This window comes from Simiaoa sp., assembly GCF_051972595.1.
GTDB lineage: Bacteria > Bacillota > Clostridia > Lachnospirales > Lachnospiraceae > Acetatifactor > Acetatifactor hominis.
The window spans coordinates 1-26,441 of record NZ_JBOKRY010000024.1 but is presented as its reverse complement, the minus strand read 5'-3'; the positions used below and the strand labels follow the sequence as shown (position 1 = coordinate 26,441).

The 26,441-nt window shown below is 44.5% G+C and carries 25 protein-coding genes and 1 pseudogene; 25 read left to right on the top strand and 1 reads right to left on the bottom strand.

Annotated elements, in window-relative coordinates; genetic code table 11:
* Positions 1-32: 32 nt before the first annotated feature.
* From hisZ to hisIE, 5 genes are read left to right on the top strand one after another with little or no spacing between them, the layout of a single operon-like run.
* Entirely contained in the window at positions 33-1,178 is a 1,146-nt protein-coding gene (gene hisZ / locus ACTRDR_RS09670; protein ID WP_440527212.1) for an ATP phosphoribosyltransferase regulatory subunit, read from the top strand.
* Positions 1,178-1,834, top strand: a complete 657-nt coding sequence (hisG, locus tag ACTRDR_RS09665; RefSeq protein ID WP_178773892.1) for an ATP phosphoribosyltransferase — start codon at positions 1,178-1,180, stop codon at positions 1,832-1,834. Before hisZ ends, hisG begins: the two co-directional genes overlap by 1 nt.
* Before the next feature lie 60 nt (positions 1,835-1,894).
* Positions 1,895-3,187, top strand: a complete 1,293-nt coding sequence (gene hisD, locus ACTRDR_RS09660; protein WP_440527211.1) for a histidinol dehydrogenase — start codon at positions 1,895-1,897, stop codon at positions 3,185-3,187.
* Positions 3,188-3,195: 8 nt separating this feature from the next.
* Entirely contained in the window at positions 3,196-3,783 is a 588-nt protein-coding gene (gene hisB / locus ACTRDR_RS09655; protein ID WP_440527209.1) for an imidazoleglycerol-phosphate dehydratase HisB, read from the top strand.
* A gap of 55 nt (positions 3,784-3,838) precedes the next feature.
* Positions 3,839-5,125, top strand: coding sequence for a bifunctional phosphoribosyl-AMP cyclohydrolase/phosphoribosyl-ATP diphosphatase HisIE (hisIE, locus tag ACTRDR_RS09650; RefSeq protein ID WP_440527208.1), 1,287 nt, complete (start codon positions 3,839-3,841; stop codon positions 5,123-5,125).
* Here hisIE and ACTRDR_RS09645 read toward each other — a convergent pair.
* Complete coding sequence (locus ACTRDR_RS09645) at positions 5,100-5,402, bottom strand: hypothetical protein (RefSeq protein ID WP_440527206.1); 303 nt, start codon at positions 5,400-5,402, stop codon at positions 5,100-5,102. The genes hisIE and ACTRDR_RS09645 overlap by 26 nt on opposite strands.
* 119 nt (positions 5,403-5,521) lie before the next feature.
* Here ACTRDR_RS09645 and ACTRDR_RS09640 point away from each other — a divergent pair, with 119 nt between their 5' ends.
* The 20 genes and pseudogenes from ACTRDR_RS09640 to ACTRDR_RS09545 all read left to right on the top strand — a co-directional run bounded on the left by ACTRDR_RS09640 (position 5,522) and on the right by ACTRDR_RS09545 (position 26,322).
* The gene (locus ACTRDR_RS09640) at positions 5,522-6,472 is read left to right on the top strand and encodes an AAA family ATPase (RefSeq protein ID WP_440527205.1); all 951 of its coding nucleotides are present in this window, start codon (positions 5,522-5,524) and stop codon (positions 6,470-6,472) included.
* A complete protein-coding gene (locus ACTRDR_RS09635) occupies positions 6,469-7,605 on the top strand; it encodes a DUF58 domain-containing protein (RefSeq protein WP_440527203.1) in 1,137 nt (378 codons plus the stop codon). Before ACTRDR_RS09640 ends, ACTRDR_RS09635 begins: the two co-directional genes overlap by 4 nt.
* A gap of 2 nt (positions 7,606-7,607) precedes the next feature.
* Positions 7,608-8,825 carry a hypothetical protein gene (locus tag ACTRDR_RS09630; protein WP_440527201.1) on the top strand — a complete coding sequence of 406 codons (1,218 nt, stop codon included), beginning with the start codon at positions 7,608-7,610 and terminating at the stop codon, positions 8,823-8,825.
* Positions 8,826-8,834: 9 nt separating this feature from the next.
* Entirely contained in the window at positions 8,835-10,709 is a 1,875-nt protein-coding gene (locus ACTRDR_RS09625) for a TIGR03960 family B12-binding radical SAM protein (protein ID WP_440527199.1), read from the top strand.
* A 104-nt stretch (positions 10,710-10,813) separates the two neighbouring features.
* A complete protein-coding gene (locus tag ACTRDR_RS09620) occupies positions 10,814-11,545 on the top strand; it encodes a TIGR03936 family radical SAM-associated protein (protein WP_440527198.1) in 732 nt (243 codons plus the stop codon).
* Positions 11,542-12,651, top strand: coding sequence for a ribonuclease E/G (locus ACTRDR_RS09615; protein WP_440527197.1), 1,110 nt, complete (start codon positions 11,542-11,544; stop codon positions 12,649-12,651). The genes ACTRDR_RS09620 and ACTRDR_RS09615 overlap by 4 nt, the downstream gene beginning before the upstream one ends.
* A 201-nt stretch (positions 12,652-12,852) precedes the next feature.
* On the top strand, positions 12,853-13,428 hold the full coding sequence (locus ACTRDR_RS09610; RefSeq protein ID WP_440527195.1) for a TetR/AcrR family transcriptional regulator: 576 nt from the start codon (positions 12,853-12,855) through the stop codon (positions 13,426-13,428).
* 28 nt (positions 13,429-13,456) lie between these two features.
* Complete coding sequence (locus ACTRDR_RS09605; RefSeq protein WP_440527193.1) at positions 13,457-15,886, top strand: glycoside hydrolase family 2 TIM barrel-domain containing protein; 2,430 nt, start codon at positions 13,457-13,459, stop codon at positions 15,884-15,886.
* 67 nt (positions 15,887-15,953) lie between these two features.
* Positions 15,954-17,312: a glycoside-pentoside-hexuronide (GPH):cation symporter gene (locus ACTRDR_RS09600; protein ID WP_440527192.1), complete on the top strand. Its 1,359-nt coding sequence runs from the start codon at positions 15,954-15,956 to the stop codon at positions 17,310-17,312.
* Positions 17,313-17,315: 3 nt separating this feature from the next.
* Positions 17,316-19,718: an alpha-galactosidase gene (locus tag ACTRDR_RS09595; RefSeq protein ID WP_440527190.1), complete on the top strand. Its 2,403-nt coding sequence runs from the start codon at positions 17,316-17,318 to the stop codon at positions 19,716-19,718.
* Positions 19,719-19,863: 145 nt separating this feature from the next.
* Positions 19,864-20,664 (top strand): alpha/beta fold hydrolase, encoded by an 801-nt coding sequence (locus ACTRDR_RS09590; protein ID WP_118331551.1) that lies wholly within the window; start codon positions 19,864-19,866, stop codon positions 20,662-20,664.
* Between the two features lie 112 nt (positions 20,665-20,776).
* Positions 20,777-21,736, top strand: a complete 960-nt coding sequence (locus tag ACTRDR_RS09585; RefSeq protein WP_440286154.1) for a hypothetical protein — start codon at positions 20,777-20,779, stop codon at positions 21,734-21,736.
* A 204-nt stretch (positions 21,737-21,940) separates the two neighbouring features.
* A pseudogene (locus ACTRDR_RS09580) lies at positions 21,941-22,390 on the top strand (type IV secretory system conjugative DNA transfer family protein); the annotation flags it as partial.
* Positions 22,391-22,631: 241 nt separating this feature from the next.
* Positions 22,632-22,871, top strand: coding sequence for a hypothetical protein (locus ACTRDR_RS09575; protein WP_440527187.1), 240 nt, complete (start codon positions 22,632-22,634; stop codon positions 22,869-22,871).
* A 20-nt stretch (positions 22,872-22,891) separates the two neighbouring features.
* Positions 22,892-23,263: a hypothetical protein gene (locus tag ACTRDR_RS09570; protein ID WP_440527186.1), complete on the top strand. Its 372-nt coding sequence runs from the start codon at positions 22,892-22,894 to the stop codon at positions 23,261-23,263.
* Positions 23,264-23,365: 102 nt separating this feature from the next.
* The gene (locus ACTRDR_RS09565) at positions 23,366-23,908 is read left to right on the top strand and encodes a hypothetical protein (protein ID WP_440527185.1); all 543 of its coding nucleotides are present in this window, start codon (positions 23,366-23,368) and stop codon (positions 23,906-23,908) included.
* A 431-nt stretch (positions 23,909-24,339) separates the two neighbouring features.
* Positions 24,340-24,783, top strand: coding sequence for a GNAT family N-acetyltransferase (locus ACTRDR_RS09560; RefSeq protein ID WP_440527184.1), 444 nt, complete (start codon positions 24,340-24,342; stop codon positions 24,781-24,783).
* 44 nt (positions 24,784-24,827) lie between these two features.
* Positions 24,828-25,421, top strand: a complete 594-nt coding sequence (locus tag ACTRDR_RS09555) for a VanZ family protein (protein ID WP_440527183.1) — start codon at positions 24,828-24,830, stop codon at positions 25,419-25,421.
* Positions 25,422-25,484: 63 nt separating this feature from the next.
* The gene (locus ACTRDR_RS09550) at positions 25,485-25,892 is read left to right on the top strand and encodes a hypothetical protein (RefSeq protein ID WP_055273063.1); all 408 of its coding nucleotides are present in this window, start codon (positions 25,485-25,487) and stop codon (positions 25,890-25,892) included.
* A gap of 79 nt (positions 25,893-25,971) precedes the next feature.
* Positions 25,972-26,322, top strand: a complete 351-nt coding sequence (locus tag ACTRDR_RS09545; RefSeq protein WP_440527181.1) for a hypothetical protein — start codon at positions 25,972-25,974, stop codon at positions 26,320-26,322.
* Positions 26,323-26,441: the final 119 nt, after the last annotated feature.

Sequence of the window (26,441 nt, the reverse complement as noted above, 5' to 3'; positions counted from 1 at the left end):
ATATAGTAAAGTATATGAATTGAGGATGCATTATGAATAACAGATTATTACATACGCCGGAAGGTGTCCGGGATATTTACGGCAAAGAATATGCCAGGAAACTGGCAGTGGAACAGAAGCTGCAGAAAGCGATCCATTGCTTCGGATATGAGGATATTCAGACACCCTCCATTGAATTTTTCGATGTATTTTCCAAGGAGATCGGAACCACACCCAGCAAGGAGCTTTATAAGTTTTTTGACAAGGAAGGAAATACATTGGTGCTGAGACCGGACTTTACCCCTTCCATTGCCCGTTGTGCAGCCAAATATTTCATGGAAGAGAAGGTTCCTCTTCGCTTCAGTTATAACGGCAATACTTTCACCAACACCTCCAATCTGCAGGGTAAATTAAAAGAAGTGACACAGATGGGTGCGGAACTCATTGGCGATCCTTCCGTAGAAGCAGATGCGGAAGTCATCAGTATGGTCATCGAGGCACTGAAGAGTGCGGGACTTACCAGATTCCAGGTAACCATCGGTGAGGTAGACTATTTCCGTGGGCTCTGTGAGGAAGCCGGTCTTGATGAGGATACCGAGAGAGAACTCCGTTCCTGCATCTCGGGCAAGAACTTTTTCGCCGCCCAGGAACTGTTAGAGCAGAAACAGATCCCGGAGCCCTATCACAGTATTTTATTAAAGCTTGCCGATATGTTCGAGGATATGGAATCCTTAGAGGCTGCCAAGGCATTAGCGAAAAATGACCGTTCCTTACAGGCAATTGCCCGACTGGAAAAATTAAAGGAGCGTTTAGAGCAGTACAAAGTAGCGGAATATATTTCCTTTGATCTCGGAATGCTCAGCAAATACCAGTATTATACCGGCGTGGTCTTCAAGGCATATACTTACGGCATCGGTGATGCAGTAGTAAAGGGTGGCCGTTATGACAATCTCCTTCGTAAATTCGGCAAGGATGCCGCAGCAATCGGCTTCGTCATCGTCATTGATGATCTGTTGGAGGCACTGTCCCGTCAGAAAGTCGATATTGCGATTCCCGCTTCCGGCAAGGTATTGTATTACAATGTGGAAGATGAAGCAGACTATCAGGTAAAGCTTACCGAAGCCATGAAGTTAAGAAAAGAAGGAATTCCCACCGTGCTTTCTCCGGAGAATAAAAAAGCTGAGGAGGTAGGGCAGTAATGAGTGAAGAAAGATATCTTACCTTTGCCCTGGGTAAGGGCAGACTTGCGAAGAAAACGCTGGAACTTTTTGAGAAGATCGGCATTACCTGTGAAGAGATGAAAGACAAGGATACCAGAAAGCTGATCTTCGTCAACGAAGAATATAAGCTTCGCTTTTTCCTGGCAAAGGGTCCCGATGTTCCCACTTATGTGGAGTACGGTGCCGCCGATATCGGTGTGGTCGGTAAGGACACGATCTTAGAAGAGAACCGTAACGTCTACGAGGTACTGGATCTTGGATTTGGCAAATGCCGGATGTGTGTCTGTGGTCCCGCCTCCGCCAGAGAGCTGTTAAAGCACCATGAGCGGATCCGTGTGGCAAGCAAATATCCCAATATCGCCAGAGAATATTTTTACAATAAAAAGCATCAGACCGTGGACATCATCAAATTAAACGGTTCCGTGGAGTTAGGACCTCTGGTGGAATTATCTGATGTAATAGTAGATATTGTGGAGACCGGTTCCACCTTAAAAGAAAACGGACTGGAAGTTTTAGAAGAGGTGTGCCCTCTGTCCGCACGCATGATCGTCAATCCGGTGAGCATGCAGATGGAGGCCGACCGGATCCGTAAACTGGTAGGTGCCATCCGCGAGCAGTTAAAAGCACAGCCGTAACCAGACAAATCAGAAAATAGAGCAGATAAATCACAGCATATTTATTAGGAGAGTACCGTTATGAGAATCGTAGCATTGGATAAAGAATCAAAACAGAGTATTTTGAACGACCTCTTAAAGAGAAGTCCGAATAACTACTCTCAGTACGAAAGCACCGTGAATCAGATCATAGACAGAGTTCGTGCCGAGGGTGATCAGGCTTTATTCGATTATACTTTACAGTTTGACAAGTTTGCATTAAGCGCAGAGAATATCCGCGTGACCAAAGAAGAAATTGCAGAAGCTTACGCGCAGATGGATGAGAATCTGGTGGATGTGATCCGTCTGTCCGCAGAGAACATCCGCGCTTTTCATCAGAAGCAGCTTCGTAACAGCTGGTTCGATGCAAAGCCGGACGGTACGATCTTAGGCATGAAGATCACGGCTATCGAAAGAGCCGGTGTCTATGTTCCCGGTGGAAAGGCAGCTTATCCTTCCAGCGTATTGATGAATGTAATCCCTGCGAAGGTAGCCGGTGTAGATAAGATCATTATGACCACTCCTCCCGGAAAAGACGGTAAAGTCAATCCCGGTACCTTAGTAGCTGCTGATATTGCCGGTGTAGACACCATTTATAAAGTGGGCGGGGCGCAGGCTATCGCTGCTATGGCATTCGGAACCGAGTCCGTACCTAAGGTCGACAAGATCACCGGCCCCGGCAACATCTTTGTAGCCCTTGCCAAAAAGGCAATCTATGGCTATGTGAGCATTGATTCCATTGCCGGCCCCAGCGAGATCCTGGTATTGGCGGATGAGACTGCTACCCCCAGATACGTTGCGGCAGATCTTCTGTCCCAGGCAGAGCATGACGAGCTTGCAAGTGCTATTCTGATCACGACTTCCAAGGAGCTTGCCGAGAAGGTATCTGAGGAAGTGGACGGTTTTGTCAAAGTCTTAGAGCGTGCTCCCATTATTCAGAAGTCGTTGGACAATTACGGCTACATTCTGCTGGCTGACAATATGGAAGATGCGATCGATGCAGCTAACGCTATTGCCTCTGAGCACTTGGAGATCATTACAAAGAATCCATTCGACACCATGACCCGTATCCGCAATGCCGGTGCGATTTTCTTAGGAGAGTATGCTTCCGAACCTCTGGGAGATTATTTTGCAGGTCCGAACCACATTCTGCCTACCAACGGTACCGCAAGATTTTTCTCTCCGGTAAATGTAGATGATTTCATCAAGAAGACCAGTATCATTTCTTATTCCAGACAGGCACTGGAAAAGGTACATACACAGATCGAGACTTTTGCGAAGAGCGAAGGCTTGACCGCACACGCAAACAGTATTAAAGTGAGATTTGAAGACTAGGAGACATTATGGAACGAAAAGCATCTGTGACCCGAACAACAAAGGAGACCGATATCGCCATCACCTTGAATCTGGACGGCAGCGGAAAAGCTGATCTGTCTACCGGCATCGGATTTTTTGATCATATGCTGGACGGCTTTGCCAGACACGGCTTTTTTGATCTGGACTGCACGGTAAAGGGAGACTTACAGGTGGACGGCCACCATACGGTGGAGGACACCGGTATCGTCTTAGGCGAGGCCATTAAAAAAGCAGTGGGAGACAAGAAGGGCATCAACCGTTACGGTTATTTTATCCTGCCCATGGATGAAGTGCTTGCTTTATGTGCCGTTGACTTAAGCGGTCGGCCTTACCTTAATTTTGAATGTGAATTCACCGTACCGAAGGTAGGGGAACTGGATACTGAACTGGTGAAGGAATTTTTCTATGCCGTATCCTACAGTGCCGGTATGAACTTACATATTAAGATGCTGTCTGCGGGCAACAATCACCATATGATCGAAGCCATGTTCAAGGCATTTGCCAGGGCTCTGGATCAGGCCGTTTCCTATAATCCGAAGGTAACGGATGTCTTAAGTACCAAAGGAAGTCTGTAAAAAATACGTGCCTGAGGTCCGTACCATGCAGGCATAGAAAAACGCGAGGATTACTATGATCATCAAGAAATTTGTTCCCTGTATTTATTTATATCATGAGCATGCAGTGAGAAACCTTACGGATACTACCATCGTAGATACGGATCCTGTCCGTCTGGCAGATTATTACTGTGAGCACAACGCAGATGAACTGATCGTGTTCGATATGTCCGAGCAAGATGCAGAGCATGACGCGGCTCTGGATATCATCAAGGATATCTGTGCCAAAGCAGAAGTAGATGTCATCGGTGCCGGCAATGTAAAGCGCATGGAGGACATTAAGAAATTACTTTATGCCGGATGTAAAAAGGCGGTTCTCGACTATGAGAAAGAGAGTAATATTGAGATCACGGAGGAAGTCTCCCTGAAATTCGGCAAGGAGAAGATACTGATCTCCTATAATGATCCCGCCGTTTTGGAATTACATAAAGAGAAAATTGAAAAGTATGTCTCTGCCATGATCCTGATGAATCCTCACCAGATCCGGGAGACGCAGAGTATTCTGTCCCTTCCCTTTTTCGTCCAGATCAATCAGGTAGCACTGAACAAGCTGTTAGAGATCTTCGCATATGAAAATGTATGCGGCATCACCGGCAATACCATCAACGATAATGTAAAAGAGATCGTTGCCCTGAAGGATCTGTGCCGGGAAAATGATATTCCCATTGAATCCTTCCAGGCTGCTTACAAGTGGGAAGATTTTAAGAAAAACAGTGACGGCATGGTACCTGTTGTCGTGCAGGATTATCGTACCCGGGAAGTTCTGATGATGGCTTATATGAATGAGGAAGCCTATGAACAGACACTGAAGCTGGGCAAGATGACTTACTACAGCAGAAGCAGACAGGAATTGTGGCTGAAGGGCCTCACCAGCGGACACTACCAGTATGTGAAGGAGCTGGTGGCCGACTGCGATATGGATACGATCCTTGCAAAAGTATCCCAGATCGGTGCAGCCTGCCACACCGGCAGCAAGAGCTGTTTCTTTAATGAGATCACAAAAAAAGATTACGAAGAAAGCAGCAACCCCTTACAGGTGTTCGAGGAAGTCTTCGATGTGATCAAGGACCGTAAGGTACACCCCAAGGAGGGTTCTTATACCAATTATTTATTTGACAAGGGTATTGATAAGATCCTTAAGAAATTGGGCGAAGAGGCGACAGAGATCGTGATTGCCGCTAAAAATCCCAATCCCAATGAAGTCAAATACGAGATCAGTGATTTCCTGTATCATATGATGGTACTGATGGCAGAAAAAGACGTCACCTGGGAAGAGATCACCACAGAACTTGCAAACCGTTAACAACTGTCTCCACCCAGTTCTTCAGACCGACACCATAATCGACTCCGGTCACATACTGAAAGATCTGATCCATGGAGATGCCCACCAAACATTTCTTATTTTGATCCAATAACAGAATTGTCAGAAACAATACTCCGGCCAGAGCAAGACGAATCCGGAAGGTACCGCCGCCATGCGATGCGGTTTCCGAAGGAGCCTCCTGCTCCGGCTTTATTTCTGTCTGTCTGCGCATTTGCTGCAAAAGTTGTGCTGTATTCTTATTATCCAATGGTTCCAAAAATCTTCCTCCCTATATGACCATGCTTTGCAGTTCATATTTATGTACCTTTTGGTACTGGCAGAACTTATTTTTATAAGGTATAATAAAATAATAATGAAATCATTCCGGGAGAGATCATGACAGAACAAACAGGAAAAGAATTAGCAGATAAAATACAAAAGAATATTCAAAAGGTTCTGGTAGGCAGGGAAAAAGTAACAGAGCTTCTGCTTACCGCATTGATTGCCGACGGACATGTGCTGTTAGAAGATGTTCCCGGTACCGGCAAGACCAAGCTCGCCAAGGCACTGGCAAAGTCTCTGGATGTGCAGTTCTCCCGGGTGCAGTTCACCCCGGATCTGTTGCCAGGCGACATCACGGGCATCAATGTCTATGACCGACAGAAGAATGAATTCACCCTGCGAAAAGGTCCGGTATTTACCAATATTCTGCTGGCGGACGAATTGAATCGTGCCACACCCAGGACTCAGGCGGGGCTGTTAGAGTGCATGGAAGAGCGGCAGGTGACCATCGATGGCGTGTCCTATACGCCTGGAGAGCCGTTTTTCGTCATTGCCACAGAGAACCCCATAGAAAGTGCGGGAGTATTCCCCTTACCAGAGGCGCAGTTAGACCGTTTTCTTATGAAACTGTCCATGAATCTTCCGGACAGGGAAGAGGAACTGCGGATTCTGGAATTATACATGGAAGAAGATCCCTTACAGAGCTTAGTATCTGTTGTTAGCCCAAAAGAGTTGTTGGAAGCCCGTAGGGAAGCAGCAAAAGTATTTGTTCATCCCTGCATCCGGGAATATATGGTACAGATCGTGGAAGCCACGCGAAGTGCGGAAGGGATTCTTGCCGGTGTCAGCCCCAGAGGTACCCTCGGTCTGTTACGCTGTGTGAAAGCCTATGCTTACTTACAGGGACGGAAGTATTGTCTGCCGGATGATGTCCGTATTCTTGCGGTTCCGGTACTGGCTCACAGACTGGTATGCGGTATGGGGGCTTTTGCCGGCACGAACGCCGGAAGGATAGAGGCAATTCTATCCTCCATTCCCGTGCCCACAGAAAGGTTTGAGCCATGATACAACTGCTGGGAATTCTCGTAGTTGCCCTGCTTTTGTATCTGGGACAGAAAACAATCTATCAGAAAGTATGGCATAAGAACTTAAGGGTTCGCCTGTCTTTTCAGGAAGAAGGCATCTGGGAAGGACAGGAAAGTACCCTGTCAGAGATCATAGAGAATCAGAAAAAGCTTCCTCTTACTATGCTGAAAGTCAAATTTCAGACCGACAGACATCTGTTGTTTGCAGACACCAAAGGTTCCCGTACCACAGATAAGTTTTACCGAAATGATATTTTCCAGATCGGCGCTTTAGAAAAGGTGACCAGAGTGTTACGCTTCACCGCCGGCAGGAGAGGCTATTACACCATCGCAGAAGCGGATCTTGTGGCATCGGATCTGTTCCTGACCGCGCAGTACACCGCAACGGCCGATATCGGTCACAGTAGTCTCTATGTCTATCCGAAGCCTTTTTCCCACCCAGAGTTTCGACAGTCTCTGAAGCAGCTGAGCGGACAAGTCCTTACGAAGAGACATCTGCAGGAGGATCCTTTTGAATACCGGGGCATCCGGGAATATCAGCCCCAGGATGATTTAAAAAGTATCAACTGGAAAGCCACCGCCCGCACCGGAGAATTCAAGGTCAATCAGAAGAATTACACCGCGGAGAAATCTGTCCGTATTTTTATCAATCTGGAAGATACCGGAATCCTGAAAAAAGAGGACTGTGTAGAGGCAAGCTTACAGATTGCCACAGCGCTGTTGCTTTTATTTTTAGAACAGGGGATGCAGGTAGCGGTATATTGTAACGGCGTGGATGTGCTTCATAACGAACCCTGTATTTTAGAAGCCGGTGGCGGTATCAGACAGCGGGAGGCGGTACTTCGAGCATTTGCTCTGATCGATACTTCTAAGCCCGTGCGGTCTTTTACGGAATTGTTCAGTTCCCGGTTATCAGAGTCTTCCGGTGCGCTCATGACCTGCATTGTATCCCCCAACGCGTACGACGATTTTGCATCATTGATCCTGCAGTATCACACGCGCCATCCGGATATGAAATGGTTCCTTCCTTATTCCGGGACAGTACCTCCGGAGATGGAAGAGGAGTTGAGATCATTGATCACATTTATTTCCCTACGGGAAGAAAGTGTCTGAATGTGAAAGAATTATTAACGGATTTATTCAATCAATTATGTTTTTATCCCTTTGCTATGGCATCGGCGAGCCTTCTTGCAGCATTATCCCCACAAAAGCGTCCTTCCATGGTTTTGTGGATGTTAGCGGCATTTCCGTTGTTTTTCCTGTACTATGTGAGAAAACGCAGTAAACATCTACCGATGCTTCTTTTGTTACACGGTCTTGTCGTAGTGCTTTTGTATGTACTGCCTGCGGCAAACGGTGTGAACAGAGGCGTAAGACTGCTTGTTGGATGCGGCTTTGTGATCTATTCTCTGTGGCTGCGGTTTCGGACACAGGATTTCAAGTCAGAACCGCTTTCCCTGCCGCTAGCATTCGGTATATCTTTTTTATGCCTGTTTTTACAGCATTATCAAGGGGATGATACATGGGATCTCTATTATCGCATGAGCCTGATCCTGGTCTTTTTGCTGTATGCCGTGATCCTGTTTTTGCAATCCTATGAGGATTTTCTTACCGTGAACCGCTTAAGCACCGGCAAGATCCCATTTCAGGAGATTTTCCGTTCGGGAATCCGCAGTACGACTACCTTTGTGCTGCTTTCCGGAATGGTGCTTTTTCTAATTTCACAGTTTGCCTGGCTGAAACCGTTTTTACAGGTCCTGCGAAGAGGACTTCTTATGGTGTTGCGTTTCCTGTTCAGACTGCTTCCCGCGGACACCACAGAACCGGAAGTTATCATCGAGCAGAACGCAGGCAGCGGCGAAATGCCGCTCTTAGAGAGCGAAGATCCTTTTATTCTGTGGGTAATCCTGGAATATATTGCCATTATTGCACTTTTAATCGTTGCTGTTTCTATTCTGTACCGCGGTATTCGGAAGCTCATCGCATTTTTGCAGGACAGAATGCATTTTCTGCCGGAATCCGAAAAAGAAGCTATGACGGAGAACAGTGACATAAGAGAACACCTGGAGGGAATATCCGGCAGGTCCGTTTCCGATGATAAAAAAAGGTTCTCTTTTCTTTTCCCGGACGCTGCGCAGAAGATCCGGCACATGTATCAGAAAAAAATAAACACCTGTGGACTTGCAAAGATGAGCATCCCATTTTATACTGCTAGAGATGCACAAAAAGCTCTCGGTATTACGGGAATGGCGGAAATCTATGAGAAAGCCAGATATTCCGGGATTCCCTGCACGGAGGAAGATGTCCGGCAGATGAAAAATAAATTGAGGTAAATATTGATTATGAACGAAAAATTAGCATTAAGCGATGATATTCTGATGAAGATTGAGAAACCTGCCCGTTACATCGGCAACGAAGTGAACGCGGTGGTGAAGGACCTAAATAACATTGATGTCCGTTTTTGTATGTGCTTTCCCGATGTCTACGAGATCGGCATGTCTCATCTGGGCATTCAGATCCTGTACGGCATGCTCAACTCCTGGGACGATGTCTGGTGTGAGAGAGTCTATTCTCCCTGGGTGGATTTAGATGCCATCATGCGTAAGGAAAATATCCCTCTGTTTGCCCTGGAGAGCCAGGATCCTGTCAAGGATTTTGATTTCCTGGGAATCACCATTCAGTACGAGATGTGTTATACGAATATATTGCAGGTCCTGGATCTGGCACAGATCCCGCTGCTTGCAAAGGAACGTGGGGATGATTGTCCCATTGTCATTGGTGGCGGTCCCTGCACCTATAATCCGGAACCCATTGCAGACTTTTTCGATATCTTTTATATCGGTGAAGGCGAGACCCAGTATCGCCCGCTGATCGATCTATATAAAAAATGTAAGGAAGAGAAGACGGGTAGAGAAGAATTCTTACGCCGTGCTGCGAAGCTGCCCGGTATGTATGTTCCCAGATTCTATGAGACCACCTATCACGAGGACGGCACCATTGCTTCCTTCCGGCCTACGGAAGAAGGGCTTCCCGCTACGATCCGCAAGGAACTGGTGACGGATATGACCGACAGCTTTTATCCCATGAAGCCCGTGGTACCTTATATTAAGGTCACGCAGGACAGAGTGGTCCTGGAGATTCAGAGAGGCTGTATCCGCGGATGCCGTTTCTGCCAGGCGGGGCAGCTGTATCGTCCGGTCAGAGAGCGTGATGTGGAAGTATTGAAAAAATACGCCATGGAGATGCTGAAAAATACCGGTCATGAGGAGATCTCTTTGAGCTCCTTGAGTTCCAGTGATTACAGCAAGCTGCCGGAGCTGATCGATTTCCTGATGGAAGAATGCAACAAGAGACATATCAATATCTCCCTGCCGTCCTTACGTATCGATGCCTTTTCCCTGGATGTCATGAGTAAGGTGCAGGATGTGAAAAAATCCAGTCTGACCTTTGCTCCGGAGGCCGGCAGCCAGAGACTGCGGGATGTCATCAATAAAGGATTGACGGAAGAAGTGATCCTGCATGGTTCCGCGCTGGCTTTCGAGGGCGGCTGGACCAGAGTCAAGCTGTATTTCATGCTGGGACATCCCACCGAGACCGAGGAGGATATCCGCGGCATCGCCGAGCTGTCCAATAAGATCGCAGCCACTTTCTTCGATACGGTGCCAAAGGAGAAACGTGTCAACGGCAGAGTACAGATTGTCACCAGTACCTCCTTCTTTGTACCGAAGCCCTTTACTCCATTCCAGTGGGCACCCCAGTGTACCAAGGAAGAATTCGTGGAAAAGGCATATCTGACCAGAAAAGCCATCTCCGAACAGTTGAATCAGAAGAGTATCAAGTACAACTGGCACGAAGCGGATGTCAGCGTCTTAGAGGGTGTGCTGGCAAGAGGCGACAGGAGATTGTCCCAGGTGCTTTTATATGTTTATAACAAGGGCTGCTTCTACGATGCCTGGAGCGAATATTTCCACAATGATGTCTGGATGGAAGCCTTTGATTCCTGTGGTCTGGATCCGGATTTCTATTCCCACAGAGAACGACCCTTGGACGAGATCCTGCCATGGGATTTCCTGGACTGCGGTGTCTCCCGTTCTTTCCTGGAGAGAGAATGGCAGAAGGCGAAAAACGAGACGATCTCACCGAACTGCAAACAGGCATGTCAGGGCTGCGGTGCCGCCAGATTCGGCTGCGGTATCTGCGTAGAGCCCAGAGACTGATCGTACGAGACACACCCTTATGGCACGTTATTGAATGTTGAAGAATAAGAGGAAAGGGAATTGCAGGTCTTTCAAGAAAGACCGCATAGAAATCTGCAGAAATTATGAAATTAAGAATTAAATTCAAAAAATACGGACCGGTACGTTTTATCGGCCATCTGGATGTAATGCGTTTTTTCCAGAAAGCCAACCGCAGAGCAGAACTGGACGTAGCCTATACCGGAGGCTTCAGCCCCCATCAGATCATGTCCTTCGCAGCACCTTTGGGCGTGGGACTGACCAGTAACGGAGAATATATGGATCTGGAGGTGCATTCCCTGACTTCCTGCGAGGATGTTAAGACACGGCTCAATGCCGCATCTGTACCCGGCATTGAGATCACTTCCGTGAAGATCCTGCCGGATAAGGCAGGAAATGCCATGGCAAGCGTGGCTGCCGCCGGATATACCATAACCTTCCGGGAGAGCAGAGGTCCTCATTTTGATCTGGCAGCTGCTGTGGAACGCTTCCTTAAAAAGGACGAGATCCTGATCACCAAGGAGACCAAAAAAGGCAGCCGGGAAATCAATTTAAAAGAAGGCATCTATGAGATGAAAGCCGTGGATAGTAACAGCCTGTATCTGTTGGTAGATGCATCCAGCGCCGGTAATGTCAAACCGATTCAGGTAGTGGAGGCATTATTTGCGGAAAATGGAGAATCCCTCCCGGAGAATGCCCTTATGGTCAACAGAGAAGAGACCTATTTAAGAAGCGATACCTTAGAACTGCTTCCCTTAGATGCCATCGGTTATGACAGCGAAGAAGCTTACAAGGCAGCTTCCGGAGATGCCGAATGAGCCGCAGTCTCACCGGCGGCAGACCGGCAAGAGAAAAAGAAGTGAATGAGATCCGTAAGAGCACGGACTGTACCACTGGGAAAATGATCTTTACGAAGCTTCTGGATAAAAATGTGGCATTACTTGTGAACTCCGGTGGAATTGCCGCTGTGCGGGTGCTGCGTTCGAATGCCAGTAAGATTGGCGGAATCTACCTGGGGAAAATACAGAATGTGGCGAAAAACATCGATGCCTGTTTCGTGGAGATTGCGCCCGGGGAACTGTGCTTTCTGCCACTACGGGAAGCAGGCACGGCACATCTTACCAACAGACAGCCGGACGGAAGCTTAAAAGCCGGGGATGAACTGGTGGTCATGGTCACCAGAGATGCCCAGAAGACAAAGCGGGCTTCCGTTACCACAGATCCTTCCCGGATGAAGCAGCAGCTTGTCAAAAACGGATCTACCCCTGAGAACGCGTCTGAAGCCCTTCAGAGCCTTTTGAGACAGGCGAACCATAAAGTATGCCTCACCTGTCTTCTTGCGCCTTCTGAAGTCATCTACGAGGTGTTGGAGCAGTTGGCAGATCCATCGGAATACAGTGAAGTCCTTACGGATGACCCGGAGATCTTCCACAAGCTATCCGAAAGCAGTCATCCGCTTTTACAGCAGAAGAGCCTCCGGTTGTATGATGATCCTGCCATTTCCCTGCGTCTTTTATATTCTCTCGAACGGGGAATGGATGAGGCACTGGATACAAGAGTCTGGCTGAAATGCGGCGGATATCTGGTCATTGAGCCCACGGAAGCCATGACAGTCATCGATGTCAATTCCGGCAAAAATGAATCTAAGAAGATAGGAGAAGAGACCTATTATCAGGTCAATGCCGAAGCGGCAGAAGAGGTTGCAAGGCAGTTACGTCTTCGGAATCTGTCCGGTATCATTATCGTAGATTTTATCAATATGGCAGAAAAGGAAAATCGTCAGAAACTGCTGGAATACCTGAAAACGCTGACCGCCGGGGATCCTCAGCATCCCCGGATCGTGGATATGACACCACTTGGTCTGGTGGAGATCACCCGTAAAAAGTCCCATCCAACTCTGGCAGAACAATGGAAAAAAATATAAAAACTGCTTATAAACCAGTCAACACTCGTTTGGCTGGTTTTTTGTTATATTTCACAATTTTAGGAAACTCTTTTTAGTAAAAACGTTTCTTGAATATTCCCTGTTAAAATGCTACTCTTGTATCAAAGGAAACTAAATTTAATATTTGAGTTTCCAGAGAAACCTATGAAAGTATTCTATTCTAAAGACGGAGGAACACCTATGGATACCACAGATGCTCTGCAAAAAAATATTTTGGATGCCACCCTTCGTGTCTTCGATCGGAAAGGGCTGAAGTTCACGATGGATGACCTGGCAAAGGAACTTTCCATCAGTAAAAAGACCATCTATACGGTCTATGACGACAAAGAAGCTCTGTTCCTGGCCATGGTAGATTATATTTTTGACTCCATCAAGGAAAGCGAGCAGATGATCCTGACGGATCCTGCGCTGGGAACCATCGAAAAGCTGCAGCGCATCTTAGGTGTCCTGCCGGAAGGCTATCAGAATATTGACCTCAGAAAGCTGTATTCCCTACGCGACAAATATCCTAAGATCTACCATAAAGTGGAGCTTCGTTTAGAGACCGGCTGGGAGCCTACGATCCAGCTGACCGAGATGGGCATGGCAGAGGGCAGTATCCGCCCGGTTCCCATCTGCCTGGTGAAAATGATGCTGGAAGCCTCCATTGAGCAGTTTTTCCAGAGAGATATCCTCGCGCAGAACCATCTGACTTACGTGGACGCCTTAAATGAGGTTGTAAATATTCTCATGTACGGAATCACACAGAGGAAGTAAATACGCAGGCAAAAAAGGAGAAGAACTTATGACACATAGATTTTACTTAAACGACGACTGGCTGTTCACTGAACAGTTTGAGGACAGTTTAGCGGCACCGGAATATCCGGAAAACACGCTGCAGCCGGTACGTCTGCCGCATACCTGTAAGGAGACCCCGTTTCATTATTTTGACGAATCCCTCTACCAGATGGTCAGCGGATACAGGCGCCATCTCCTGATTCCAAAGGACTGGCAGGGGAAACAGATCCTGCTTACTTTTGAGGGAGCTGCCCATGACAGTACTGTATTTTGCAACGGGAAAAAGGTGGGAGAGCATCACTGCGGTTACACTGCATTTACCGTAGATTTAACGGACAATGTCCTCTATGGACAGGATAATCTGCTCTGTGTCCGCTTAGACAGCAGAGAGAATTTAAACGTTCCGCCCTTTGGCTATGTGATCGATTATATGACCTATGGCGGTATCTACCGGGATGTCCGGCTGGAGGTGAAGGAAAAAGTCTCCCTTTCGGATATCTTCGTCCATACAGCGATAGATTTCAGATCGTCTCCCGTGACAGCGCAGATCACCTCTGAGATCACGCTTACGGAAAGTAATGAGAACGTGACCATCCAACAGTACTACATGCCGAAAAATACCGCAGACGCGCAGGAATCCTGGAATCTTTTGTGCGAACAGACCATTTCTGCAGATACTGCCTGTGACAAGGTGATCACTCTTACGGCAGCAATTACCGAGCCTCTGTTATGGGACACTGAAGAAGCCAATCTCTATATTTTAAAGACACAGCTATATCAGGACAATACACTCCTGGATGAGACTAAGACCACGTTTGGTATCCGGGAAGCAGTATTTAAAAAGGACGGCTTTTACCTCAATGGCAGGAAGGTGCGGATCCGCGGTTTAAACCGCCACCAGAGCTTCCCTTATGTGGGATATGCCATGCCTAAGAGCATGCAGCGGCTGGATGCGGATCTTCTGAAAAAGGAGTTGGGTTTAAATGCCGTAAGGACTTCCCATTATCCCCAGAGCCATTATTTTTTAGAGCGCTGTGATGAGCTGGGACTTTTAGTATTTACGGAATTTCCCGGCTGGCAGCATATCGGTGACGATGCCTGGAAAGCACAGGCTGTGGCAAATGCCGAAGACATGATCCGACAGTACCGTAATCATCCCTCCATCATTTTATGGGGAATACGCATCAATGAGTCACCGGATGACGATGCCTTTTACGAAAAAACCAATGCCGTAGCACATAAGCTGGATCCCACGAGACCTACCGGTGGTGTCCGTGCCATGAAAAAAAGTCATCTGTTAGAAGATGTCTATACGTATAATGATTTTCTGCACGACGGGGAGATGCCCGGCTGTGATCCTAAGAAAAAGGTCACCTCAGACATGGAGAAGCCTTATCTGATCAGCGAATACAACGGACATATGTATCCCACCAAGGCATTCGATAACGAAGAACGTCGAAGTGAGCATGCGATCCGCCATGCCAATGTACTGGATGCTGTGGCAGGTCAGTCCGATATCGCCGGAAGCTTCGGCTGGTGCATGTTCGACTACAACACCCACAAAGACTTCGGAAGCGGTGACCGGATCTGCTATCACGGGGTCATGGATATGTTCCGCAACCCGAAGCTGGCAGCGAGTATCTATGCCTGTGAGCAGGAGCAGACTCCTGTGCTGGAGATCACTTCCTCCATGGATATCGGAGAGCATCCCGGCTGTAACCGCGGGAACATTTATATTCTATCCAATGCAGACAGCGTGAAAATGTACAAAAATGACCGGTTTATCAAGGAATATCTGCCGGGAATGTCACCTTATAAGCACTTAAAGCACGGTCCCATCCTGATCGATGATTTTATCGGAGATTCTTTTGCACAGAACGAAAGATTCCGTCCGAAACATGCAAAGGAGATCACGGATGCCATGAATCTCGTAGCGCGAGGAAGCCTGAACCACATTCCGAAGAGATTATATCTTACGGCTTTAAAACTGCTTCTGATCTATCATATCGATTTTACGGAAGTGACCAGGCTGTATACGAAGTACATCGGTGACTGGGGCGGCACAGCTACCGTATACCGTTTTGATGCTATCAAAGACGGCAAAGTCGTAAAATCCGTCACCAAAGAACCGGTTCGTGAAATCCGGCTGGAAGCAGAAGCGGATCATACCATTCTGACAGAACAGCACAGCTATGATGTGGCACTGGTACGGATCCGTGCAGTGGATGACCATGGAAATGTGCTTCCCTTTTATCAGGAGCCTGTTCGTCTGATTGCGGAAGGTGACATCTCCATCATCGGACCTGACACCATCGCCCTGCAGGGAGGCATGGGTGGAACTTATGTTAAGAGTCTTGGAAGATCCGGTCAGGGAACTTTGCTGTTGCAGTCACGAACGGCAGGAGAAGTACGGATACCTTTTCAGATTAAGACTTAATTGATTTAATGGTTTCATTTGAGAAAAAGATTTCAAGGGATTTCAAAAGAAAGGATCAGGGTTAATCATGAGTTTAAGCGGAAAAGAAAAATTTTCTTATGGACTGGGTGCGGTAGGCAAGGATATGGTATACATGCTGTCTGCCAGCTATATTTTGTATTATTATCAGGATATTTTAGGCGTGAACGCCGTAGCCATGGGTATCATTCTGCTGGTTGCAAGAGTGTTCGATGCGTTTAACGATCCCTTCATGGGCGTCATCGTGGCAAAGACCAGGACCAGGTGGGGGAAGTTCCGCCCCTGGCTGATGATCGGCACAGTAACCAATGCTGTTGTTCTGTATCTGATGTTCTCGGCACCGCCTGCACTGAATGGCAATGGACTGGTAGCATATGCGGCAGTCACCTATATTCTTTGGGGCGTGACCTATACCATGATGGATATTCCCTTCTGGTCCATGATACCGGCATTTACTCACAGTGGAAAAGAGCGTGAAGGATTGTCTACGCTGGGACGTTCCTGCGCCGGTGTAGGCTCTGCCATTATCACCGTGATCACCATGCTCTGCGTCAATGCCCTGGGTGGAGGAGAAGAGAGGATCGGATTTTCCCGGTTTACCCTGATCATTGCCGTGCTGTTCGTGATATTTATCGCTATTACCTGTATTAATATCAAAGAAAAATCTACAGTAGATGTGGATGCTCCTTCCATCGGTCAGATGTTCAAGGCACTGATTCAGAACGATCAGGCGATGGCAGTAGTCATTACCATCGTACTGATCAACTGCGCGGTCTATACCACCTCTAACCTGGTAATTTATTTCTTTAAATATGATTTTGGCGGAGATACCTGGTACAATTCCTATACCCTGTTCAATACCTTCGGCGGGGCAGTACAGATTCTCGCCATGATGCTTTTGTTCCCGTTACTTCGTAAGTTTATGAGTACCATCCGGATCTTCTATGTCAGCTTCCTGATGGCAATTGTCGGATATGCTGTATTGCTTCTTTTATGCTTTACGAATATGAGTACTGTATTTTTACTGTTCATTCCCGGCTTCCTGATCTTTGCCGCCAATGGTATGCTGACAGTACTGACTACCGTATTTTTAGCCAATACCGTAGATTACGGTCAATGGAAAAATCATCGCCGAGACGAGAGTGTCCTTTTCTCCATGCAGACCTTCGTGGTAAAACTGGCTTCCGGTATTGCTGCGTTAGTGGCATCCCTGTGCCTGAACCTCTGCAACTTAAGCTCTGATACCAGCGATGCTGCGGCAGCGACAGGGGCTTCCGGAAGCTCTGTGGTAGGGCTTCGCATGACGATGGCGTTATTCCCCATTCTGCTCCTTGTCATCGGTGTCATTTTCTTTCATAAGAAATATCAGCTGACCGAGGAACGATTAAAAGAGATTCAGGAGGCTTAAAGCATGATTCAGATTGTAAAAGATTCCGATACAAGACCATGGTTCTTTTTACAAACAGCCCACACAACCTACGGAATACGTGTCATGAATACCGGACATTTAGAACATCTGTATTACGGGGAGCGGATCACTGTGGATTCACAGGATCCTTCCTCCTGTGCGCCCCTTGTCATACAGAGAGCCTTCGCTCCGGGAAATACCTGTACCTATGACAAAGAACATCCGCAGATCTCCATGGAAGATGTCTGCTTGGAGGTTGGTACGTTGGGAAAGGGAGATATCAGAGAACCTTTTCTGGAAGTCAGATTTGCCGACGGAAGTGTCACCTCTGACTTTACTTTTGATTCCTATGAAATTGTTACTTTAAAGGAAAGAGAGCAGTGCCTGCAGGATTCCGGACTTCCTCACAGCTATTCGGAAGTGGGAACTGATTCCGCGGAATGCCTTCAGATTGTTTTGCAGGATGTTACGAATCATTTGGAGTTGCAGCTGTTTTATACCGTATTCGAAGAATGTGATGTCATTACCAGAAGCGCACGGTTGATCAATCACAGTGACACATCTGTCACCTTGGAGCGATGTCTCAGTGCACAGTTAGATCTGACAGAGGATTATTCCGTGATCACTCATTTCAGCGGTGCCTGGGCAAGAGAGATGCACAGAGAACAGATTTCCTTACGTTCCGGCAAATTTATAAATGCGTCTTATACGGGAACCTCTTCGAACCGCTCGAGTCCTTTTATGATCCTGGGACATAAGAACACCTGTGAGACTTTTGGCTCCTGTATCGGCTGCAATCTGATCTACAGTGGAAATCATTATGAAGCCCTTGAGAAAGACTCTTATGGAAAACTACGCTTTGTAAGTGGGATCAATCCACAGAGCTTTTCCTGGAAGCTGATTTCGGAAGCGCACTTTGATACACCGGAGGCTGTTTTAAGCTATTCTTCGAATGGGTATGGCGGACTCAGCCGACAGTTACATTCCTTTATCAGAGAGCATATTGTGCGGGGAGTGTGGAAGAGAAGACCTCGTCCGGTTCTGTTAAACAGCTGGGAAGCATGTTATTTTAAGATTGATGAGAGAAAGCTGTTGCAGCTGGCAAAAGCGGGAGCAGATGTCGGCATCGAACTGTTCGTCATGGATGACGGGTGGTTTTCCGGGCGGAATGACGATACTTCCTCCCTGGGAGACTGGGAACCGGATCCGAAGAAGCTGCCCGGAGGAATTGCTTCCCTCAGTAAAAAAATCAAAGCCCTGGGGGTGGATTTCGGTCTCTGGGTAGAACCGGAGATGATCAGTGAAAACAGCCGTCTCTATCAAGAGCATCCCGACTGGGCAATGACGATTCCTGGACATCCCCACTCCGAAGGGCGCAATCAGCGCCTTTTGGATCTGTGCAATCCCAAAGTACAGCAATATGTAATAGATTCCATGACGAAGGTATTTTCCTCCGGAGACATCCGTTATGTAAAGTGGGATATGAACCGTAATTTCAGTGATATTTATTCCCCTTATCTGCCGGCTGCGAAACAGGGAGAGACGGCACATCGTTATGTACTGGGGCTGTATCACATTATGGATGAGCTGACCACACGTTTCCCTGAAATTTTGTTTGAAGGCTGCAGTTCAGGTGGAAATCGTTTTGATCTGGGAATATTAAGTTATTTCCCGCAGATCTGGGCGAGCGATAATACTGACGCACTGTGCCGTACCGGAATTCAGAACAGTTACAGCTATGGATATCCCTTATCAGTATTTACAGCACATGTGTCATCTTGTCCAAATCATCAGACCTTAAGGATCACGCCCCTTGAGACCCGTTTTCAGGTGGCTTCCTTCGGTGTCTTAGGATATGAATGTAATTTAAAGGATCTGTCCGGAAGTGACCTAAGCGCTATCCGGGAACAGATTGCACTTTATAAAAAATGGCGGGATGTTTTCCAGTTTGGAACCTTTTACCGTGGAACAGAAAACGAAGCTTCCGACTTGGAAACCTTATCATGGACCTGCGTGTCCACGGATGGCAGAAGAGCAGTGGGGCTGTTCTTCCGGCGCCTGGCAGTTCCAAACCAGTCCCATGACTGGTATCGCCCGGTGGGGTTACTTCCGGATGTGAAATATCATTTCTACGGCAGGAATATCAAATACAATCTGAAAGACTTCGGAGACCTTGTGAACACCGTTTCTCCGGTTCATATCAAGCAGGGATCTATATTGCAGGAGATTCTTTCACGATTTGTGAATATGAATGGCGAAAAAGAAGAACTGACTGCTTACGGAGATACCCTGATGCGTGCAGGAATCGCTCTGAAGCCTGCTTTCGCCGGAACCGGATATAATTCCGACACCAGACTGTTCCCGGATTTTTCCTCCCGGATTTACTTTATGGAAGCAGTGGAATAAAAATAATAATGCTTTTTTATGTACCGACCACCTTCGTTAGACCTGAAAACTAACGAGGGCGGTCGGTATTGTAATAATCAGAGAGAGATGATATTGTATATTATATAGATAGCTTAACAAATCGGAATTTGGCGGTGAATATTCTATGTTTTATAATGCAAAAGAAAAACTGTTAGAAATACAGGACATACAGATGAATTATATTACTTTTGGAAAAGGTGAGAAGCCTTTGATTTTGATTCAAGGTCTTAGTACCCGTAGCATAAAAGGGGCAGCATTTTCAGTGGCTTATATGTATCGAATGTTTGCAAGAGATTATAAAGTTTATCTGTTTGATCGCAGAGAAAATATTAGCGATAGCATAACAGTAAGAAACTTAGCGACAGATATAGCAATGGCGATGGATACATTAAAGATTACAAATGCTGATATCTTTGGTGTATCACAAGGTGGTATGATTGCTCAATATCTTGCAATAGACAGACCAGATTTAGTAAATCAGTTAGTCCTCGCAGTAACACTTTCGAAAAATAATGAAACAGTCGAAAGGACAGTCAATGATTGGATTCATATTACGGAACAGAATAATATGAAAAGGCTGATTACAGATATGGCTGAAAAGATGTATTCTGACATTTATGTGAAACGATACAAACCGTTTATGTCATTATTAGCGGTTTTGCAGAAACCAAAGAATGTACCAAGATTTATCGCGTTGGCAAAAGCTTGCCTTAGTTGTAAAGCTTATGACGAATTAGATAAAATTCAATGCCCGGTGTTTGTAATTGGAGGCATGCAGGATAAAGTGGTAAGTGGAGAGGCTTCTTTGGAAATTGCAAAAAAACTCGGTTGTGAAATCTTTATGTATGATGATTTAGGACATGCTGCTTACGAAGAAGCTAAGGATTTCAATCAAAGAGTTTATAATTTTTTACAGCATAAGTAATTTCTATAAAGCAAAACTTTCAGGTTTCGTTCCATTCTGTAAAGAAAAATGAATAAATGTCGATAAATATTATGAGCTAAGGATGGCGTCTGTTTGGATTGGAGGTTATATTATGAGAATACAAGCGGCAAATACATTTTATACAGGTACTTACTCTGTTTTGAATACGAAGTCATCATTTCCATATGCTGTGAAAGTTGAAGGTTACGGAAATACAAGAAACCAAAGGAGTTTATTTCAGTTTGCACATGTGACAATAACAGAACATATGGTAAACGCAAAATATGGTACAAAGATTACAAACGGTCCGAGAGTGCAGATGCAGACCGCAGGTAGTAAGAAAAAAGAAGATTGGACTGAGGTTTCCAAAGAACAGTTGGCAGAAGTAAAACTACCGGCATCATTTGATAAATTGAAAGAACAAAATTCTTATTTTTATCATGGAGAAAACATATCGGATTATGAACTAGTGCAAACTGCAGTAGCATTGGGGAAAATGGAATTACCAACAGATGAGAAAAAGTGTATCCCAGACAGAGTTGCAATGGATGCATTTGAAGTGCTTGTCAGAGACCAGGCGGCTCCAAAAAACTCATGGTCAAATACATTGTATTCGGAAGATGGAAAATATACCTTTACAAAGACTGAAAGCGGAAGATGGCAGATGCATTTGATTGATGATGCTGCCATAGGTGCATCTTTGGAAGATATAGCAAATTGGATGATGAGCGGCACGCCCAATAGAAATATTGAGACACGCTACCTAAATCATCTTCATACTGTTGATCCGGATTTATATAATGTGGCGATGCGAATAGGTACCGAGGTTCGTTCTTATGGTTTTATGGAGGATTTACATCAGCAGGGAGTATTAAGTGATAGTCAAAATCAGTATGATATGAGTCTGTTGGGTATGTTATTCGGTAAAGATGTGGATAGTATGCGTATGATATTGCATGGGTGTAAGGAGTCTGGTAATTTTTTGGAATTATTGGATTTGTATAGCCCGGATGGAGCAAAATCGTTGGATAAGCTTCGGGAACAGCAATATAAGCACGGTGGAATTGTTTAATATAGCGAGTTTTATGACAGGATATGAAAAAGCAATTAATTCTCGAAGTAGAAGAGTGTGAAACACTATTCGTTTGAAAATTTCAGTTTGTAGAATTCAAAATTTAATATGAAATGTGAGATAGAGCGTATGGAAATAAACTATACGTTCTATTTTTTGCCTTTTTGAGAAAAATGATTAAAAAACTATTGACATTTTGTTACTGGCAAGACCGCAAAATTCATACTGGTTTCCTGTGGTGCAAGACTTGCACCTTTTGACATCAAGGAACTGCGGGATATTACAGCTTATGATGAACTGGAACTGGATACCCTGGGAGATGAAAAGACTGCCCTGTTTCTGATCATGTCAGATACGGATGCGACATTTAACTTCCTGATTTCCATGATCTATACGCAGATGTTCAATCTGTTGTGTGAAAAGGCAGATGATGTGTATGGCGAAAGGCTTCCGGTACATGTGAGGTGCCTTATTGATGAGGCGGCCAATATTGGGCAGATCCCCAATCTGGAAAAGCTGGTTGCAACCATCCGAAGCCGTGAAATTTCGGCATGTCTGGTGTTGCAGGCAAAGTCACAGCTGAAAGCAATCTATAAGGATAATGCGGATACGATTATCGGAAACATGGATTCCCAGATATTCCTTGGAGGTACGTAACTGTAAACAGCCTCCCTGGTCGGGGCAAAGGAAATATATCACGAAAAACAAATAGTAAAAGGAGATTAACATTATGGCATTTTTTCAGAGCGCAGTAGGAACATTACAGACACTTGTACCTTTGCTTTCCGGTCTTTTCTAAAGTCGGGAATAAATGGTTCTCATTGACAAATACTAAAGCTGAGTATATTATAATATTAGGTGGGATATCCCACTTGATATTATGGAGGTGAGAATCATGACGGCAGTGAAGGATTACACAGTTCATATTGATAGCAAAAAGAGAATAACACTCAGGGGTGCATTATACCAGTATTATAATGTCAAGGAATATGACAACGGATGCATTATGTTAGAGCCAAGAGAGCTGACAGTTCCGGACAGTATATCTGCACGAACCTTAGAAGATATGGATAGAGCAATCAGCAATTTCAAAAAGGGAGAGGTATCTCCTGTTGTTGATCTGTCTGATTTCTAAGAAGCTGGTGGAGAGTACGAATGGCATATAATATACGAATGGGTATCCCGGAGATGGCTGAATTATGGAGCAGACTGCAAACAAGCTATCGAGATGGAACGATAAACAAAAAGGATGCAGAACTCTATAAGAAATGGGGTGCTGCATTAAAGAAATTAGCACAGGATCCGCATTATCCGGGTCTTAATACACATGATATTGAGCCTTTATCAAAAAGATATGGCTTAAGGGTGTGGGAATCCTATTTGGAAAACAGGAAAAGCGGAGCCAGAAGGATGTTCTGGGTATATGGACCAGATAAGATGGAAATAACCATTATTGGCCTAGAGCCACATCCGGAGGATGCTAAAAATGGAGCATACGACAGGATTACCCTGTCAGATTTATGCTAAAAACTGAATATGAAACATGGCATAAGGCCGCTCGTTAGAGAAATCTAATGAACGGCCTTGACCGCCGTTGACAGAACAACTTGTTTGTGGAGGTAAAGTTCTATGAAAAAGATAATGGCAATTTGTATTGGCTTTATAATATTTTTATCTGGGTGTAGCAAAGCGACAACCGAAAATGATGAGCTTATTACAGATGGCACTGTAACAGATGTACCCAAGATATATTCCGAAAATGATAACACAGAGGATGTTTCACATGAGCACACTGATACAGAAGTGAAAATAAGTATAGATGACATTTTGAAGGAGCTTGAAAACAATGGTTATACTGTTATTTGTGAAAGCGTTGAGCCACAAATACTAACAGGAAAAAGGCATCTTCTAACCTTTAGTGGAGTATCTGATGGTCGTATCACGATATATGAATACGATAATTCCGCACAAGCTCAAGTAGATGTTTATTCTATAGATGATAGTGGAACCGAGGTGGTTTTAGAAAATGAAACTCATTATGTTGAATGGAAGAGTATTCCACATTTCTATTTGTATAATAATCTAATTATACAGTACATAGGGACAGATAGGGATATTCTGAATTTACTAACAAACTTATGCGGAAATCAGTTTGCAGGTGGAGATAAGTAATGCGCTGCCCGATTCCGAATGGACTATGTGCATTCAAATGTATACCGTCTGTGATGAAACAAAGGCAATCATAAAAAAGTTCTTCAAAGATATCTTTTTGGGATACGCAGAGACTAATACCGAACCATGTGTACCCGCCAAACAAATCGTTTGAACAGTCTATTCTCCCTTTAGGCGAGTGGGAGTATCTAGAATACAAAGCGCCTATTCTGTTGTAGTTGAAATTGCCAAGTGTAGAACTTACACCTATGACAAATAGCACAACCGTTCGGAGCAGTCAACGGTCAAGATGATACCAATGCTGATACGAAAAAACAGAATTTAATTGAGAGCATTTTTAAGTTTCAGTTTGACCGTCGGCATAGATTTTCGTACCGAAACATGATAGAATAAAGCCAGTTACAAATGCGAATTTTGGAGTACATACCGATATGGAAATTATAGAAATCAAAGAGAATAAAAAACAATTTCTCCCCTTATTACTGTTAGCCGATGAACAAGAGAGCATGATAGACCGATATATTGATAGAGGAACGATGTATGTATTAGTCGATAATGGGGTTAAATGCGAGTGTGTAGTAACCGACGAGGGCAAAGGCATTCTTGAAATTAAAAATATTGCAACTGCGCCAGAATATCAGGGCAAAGGTTACGGCAAGGCACTAATTGACTTTGTTGCTGCGAAATATAAAGGGAAGTATTCGATACTACAAGTTGGTACAGGGGATAGCCCGTTGACCGTTCCTTTTTATGAAAAATTTGGTTTTGCCCGCTCACACAGCATTGAAAATTTTTTTATTGATAACTATGACCACCCTATTTTTGAAGGTGGGGTTCAACTAACAGATATGATTTATTTACAAAAAAAAATATAAATTTGAAGTTGTCAAACAGAAAATTTATGTGGGAGGTATAGAGTATGCATCGAATTTATGCGGCACTTATTGAGATTGCAGCCGCTTTAGTTTTTATAATTCCTCTATTCGGTTTATACGGAAAGTATATTCTCCATGACTTAAAAAAAACACTTATCTATATAGTGCTTGGCTCTTATTTTGTTTCGGTTCTATCGCTTGTTGGTTTTCCGAGCATAGACTCTATGAAAATAGACTTTACAATTAATGTGATTCCATTTGTGGATATGATATCAGACTTTGTAAACGCTTGCTTAAATGTACTTCTGTTTGTTCCATTGGGAATTTTCTTGCCTGTTTTGTGGGATAAATATAGGAATATCAAGAAAACAATGTTCGTTGCATTATGCATTACTGTAGGAATCGAGCTGTCACAGATTTTTACTTTTAGGACAACGGATATAAACGATGTTATTACAAATGCTACAGGAACATTAATTGGATATTTGATTGCAAAAGGTGTGACTCAAAATTTCAACAAGTATGTAAAATCAAATGCGAACAGCAAAGAGTTTTATATTATCTTTGGAATGGTAGTAATAATAATGTTTTTATTGCAACCGTTTGTTTCATCATTATTATGGGAAACGGTTTTGTAAATTCAAGTTTATCGGGGAGCAAATAGAACAAAAATCGGGATTTGACAAAGGAGTTGAGCTGATATGAAAAAGAAAATCATCATATTGCTGTCTGTTGTGATAATTCTTTTGATGGGCATTGTTGTATGGTTTAATATTCCACTCGACTTGATGGACTTAGACCCTAATGAGGTCATGGAAATAGTTGTTTTCAATGGCAATAGCGGAAACGCAACACATATTACCGACAAAGAGCAGATTCAGCATATTGTCGAAAATTTGAATGGTGTCGAAGTAAAGCGGTCAAAGCCATCTTTGGGTTATATGGGATATAGTTTTAAAGTTACTATTTATTTGTCTGATGGCAACGAGGCAGGCGATTGGAATAATTTTATTATCAATTCAGATGATACAATTAGAAAAGATCCATTTTTCTATTCTGTTACAAAGGGAAATATTGATTACAGCTATATTGAAGGTATCGTAGAATAACAAAAATCCCAGTTTGTTAAGGTGAAAAAAGTTTAAGTAAAATTAGAAGTTATAAGAAGTGGAAAAGGAGGACAAGTTAATGATAAAAAAAATAGCCGTTGTACCCTATGTAACTAATGGGAGAAATTCACAGGTTGGACCTGATGGACATTTTAATATTTTTAAAAAAAAGAGAAGTACTGTATTAAAAGAAAATTTACAGTCTGTAATTAAAGCAAAAAATTGGGAAGCGGAAGTAATTGTTGATGTCAATCACGGAGATTTACAATCGCTGAAACGAGAAGGAGTAAACTTGTTTTTAATTCCAGAAGATATTGCTATGTATATAGACTACAGCAGTGTTAGTAAGGATGAGTGTTTCAAATTAACACATGATGAATATGAAAGCGGAAATATAGATAGAGTAGTGAAATTCATAGAAGAAAATTGAAACATAATCTCTGAGAGGAGCTTATCAAATTCAGGTTTAATGAGCTGGAAAATCGGAAGTTGGAGGATACACGCATGAAAATTGTAATCATTAATGGAAGTGCCAGAAAAGGAAACACG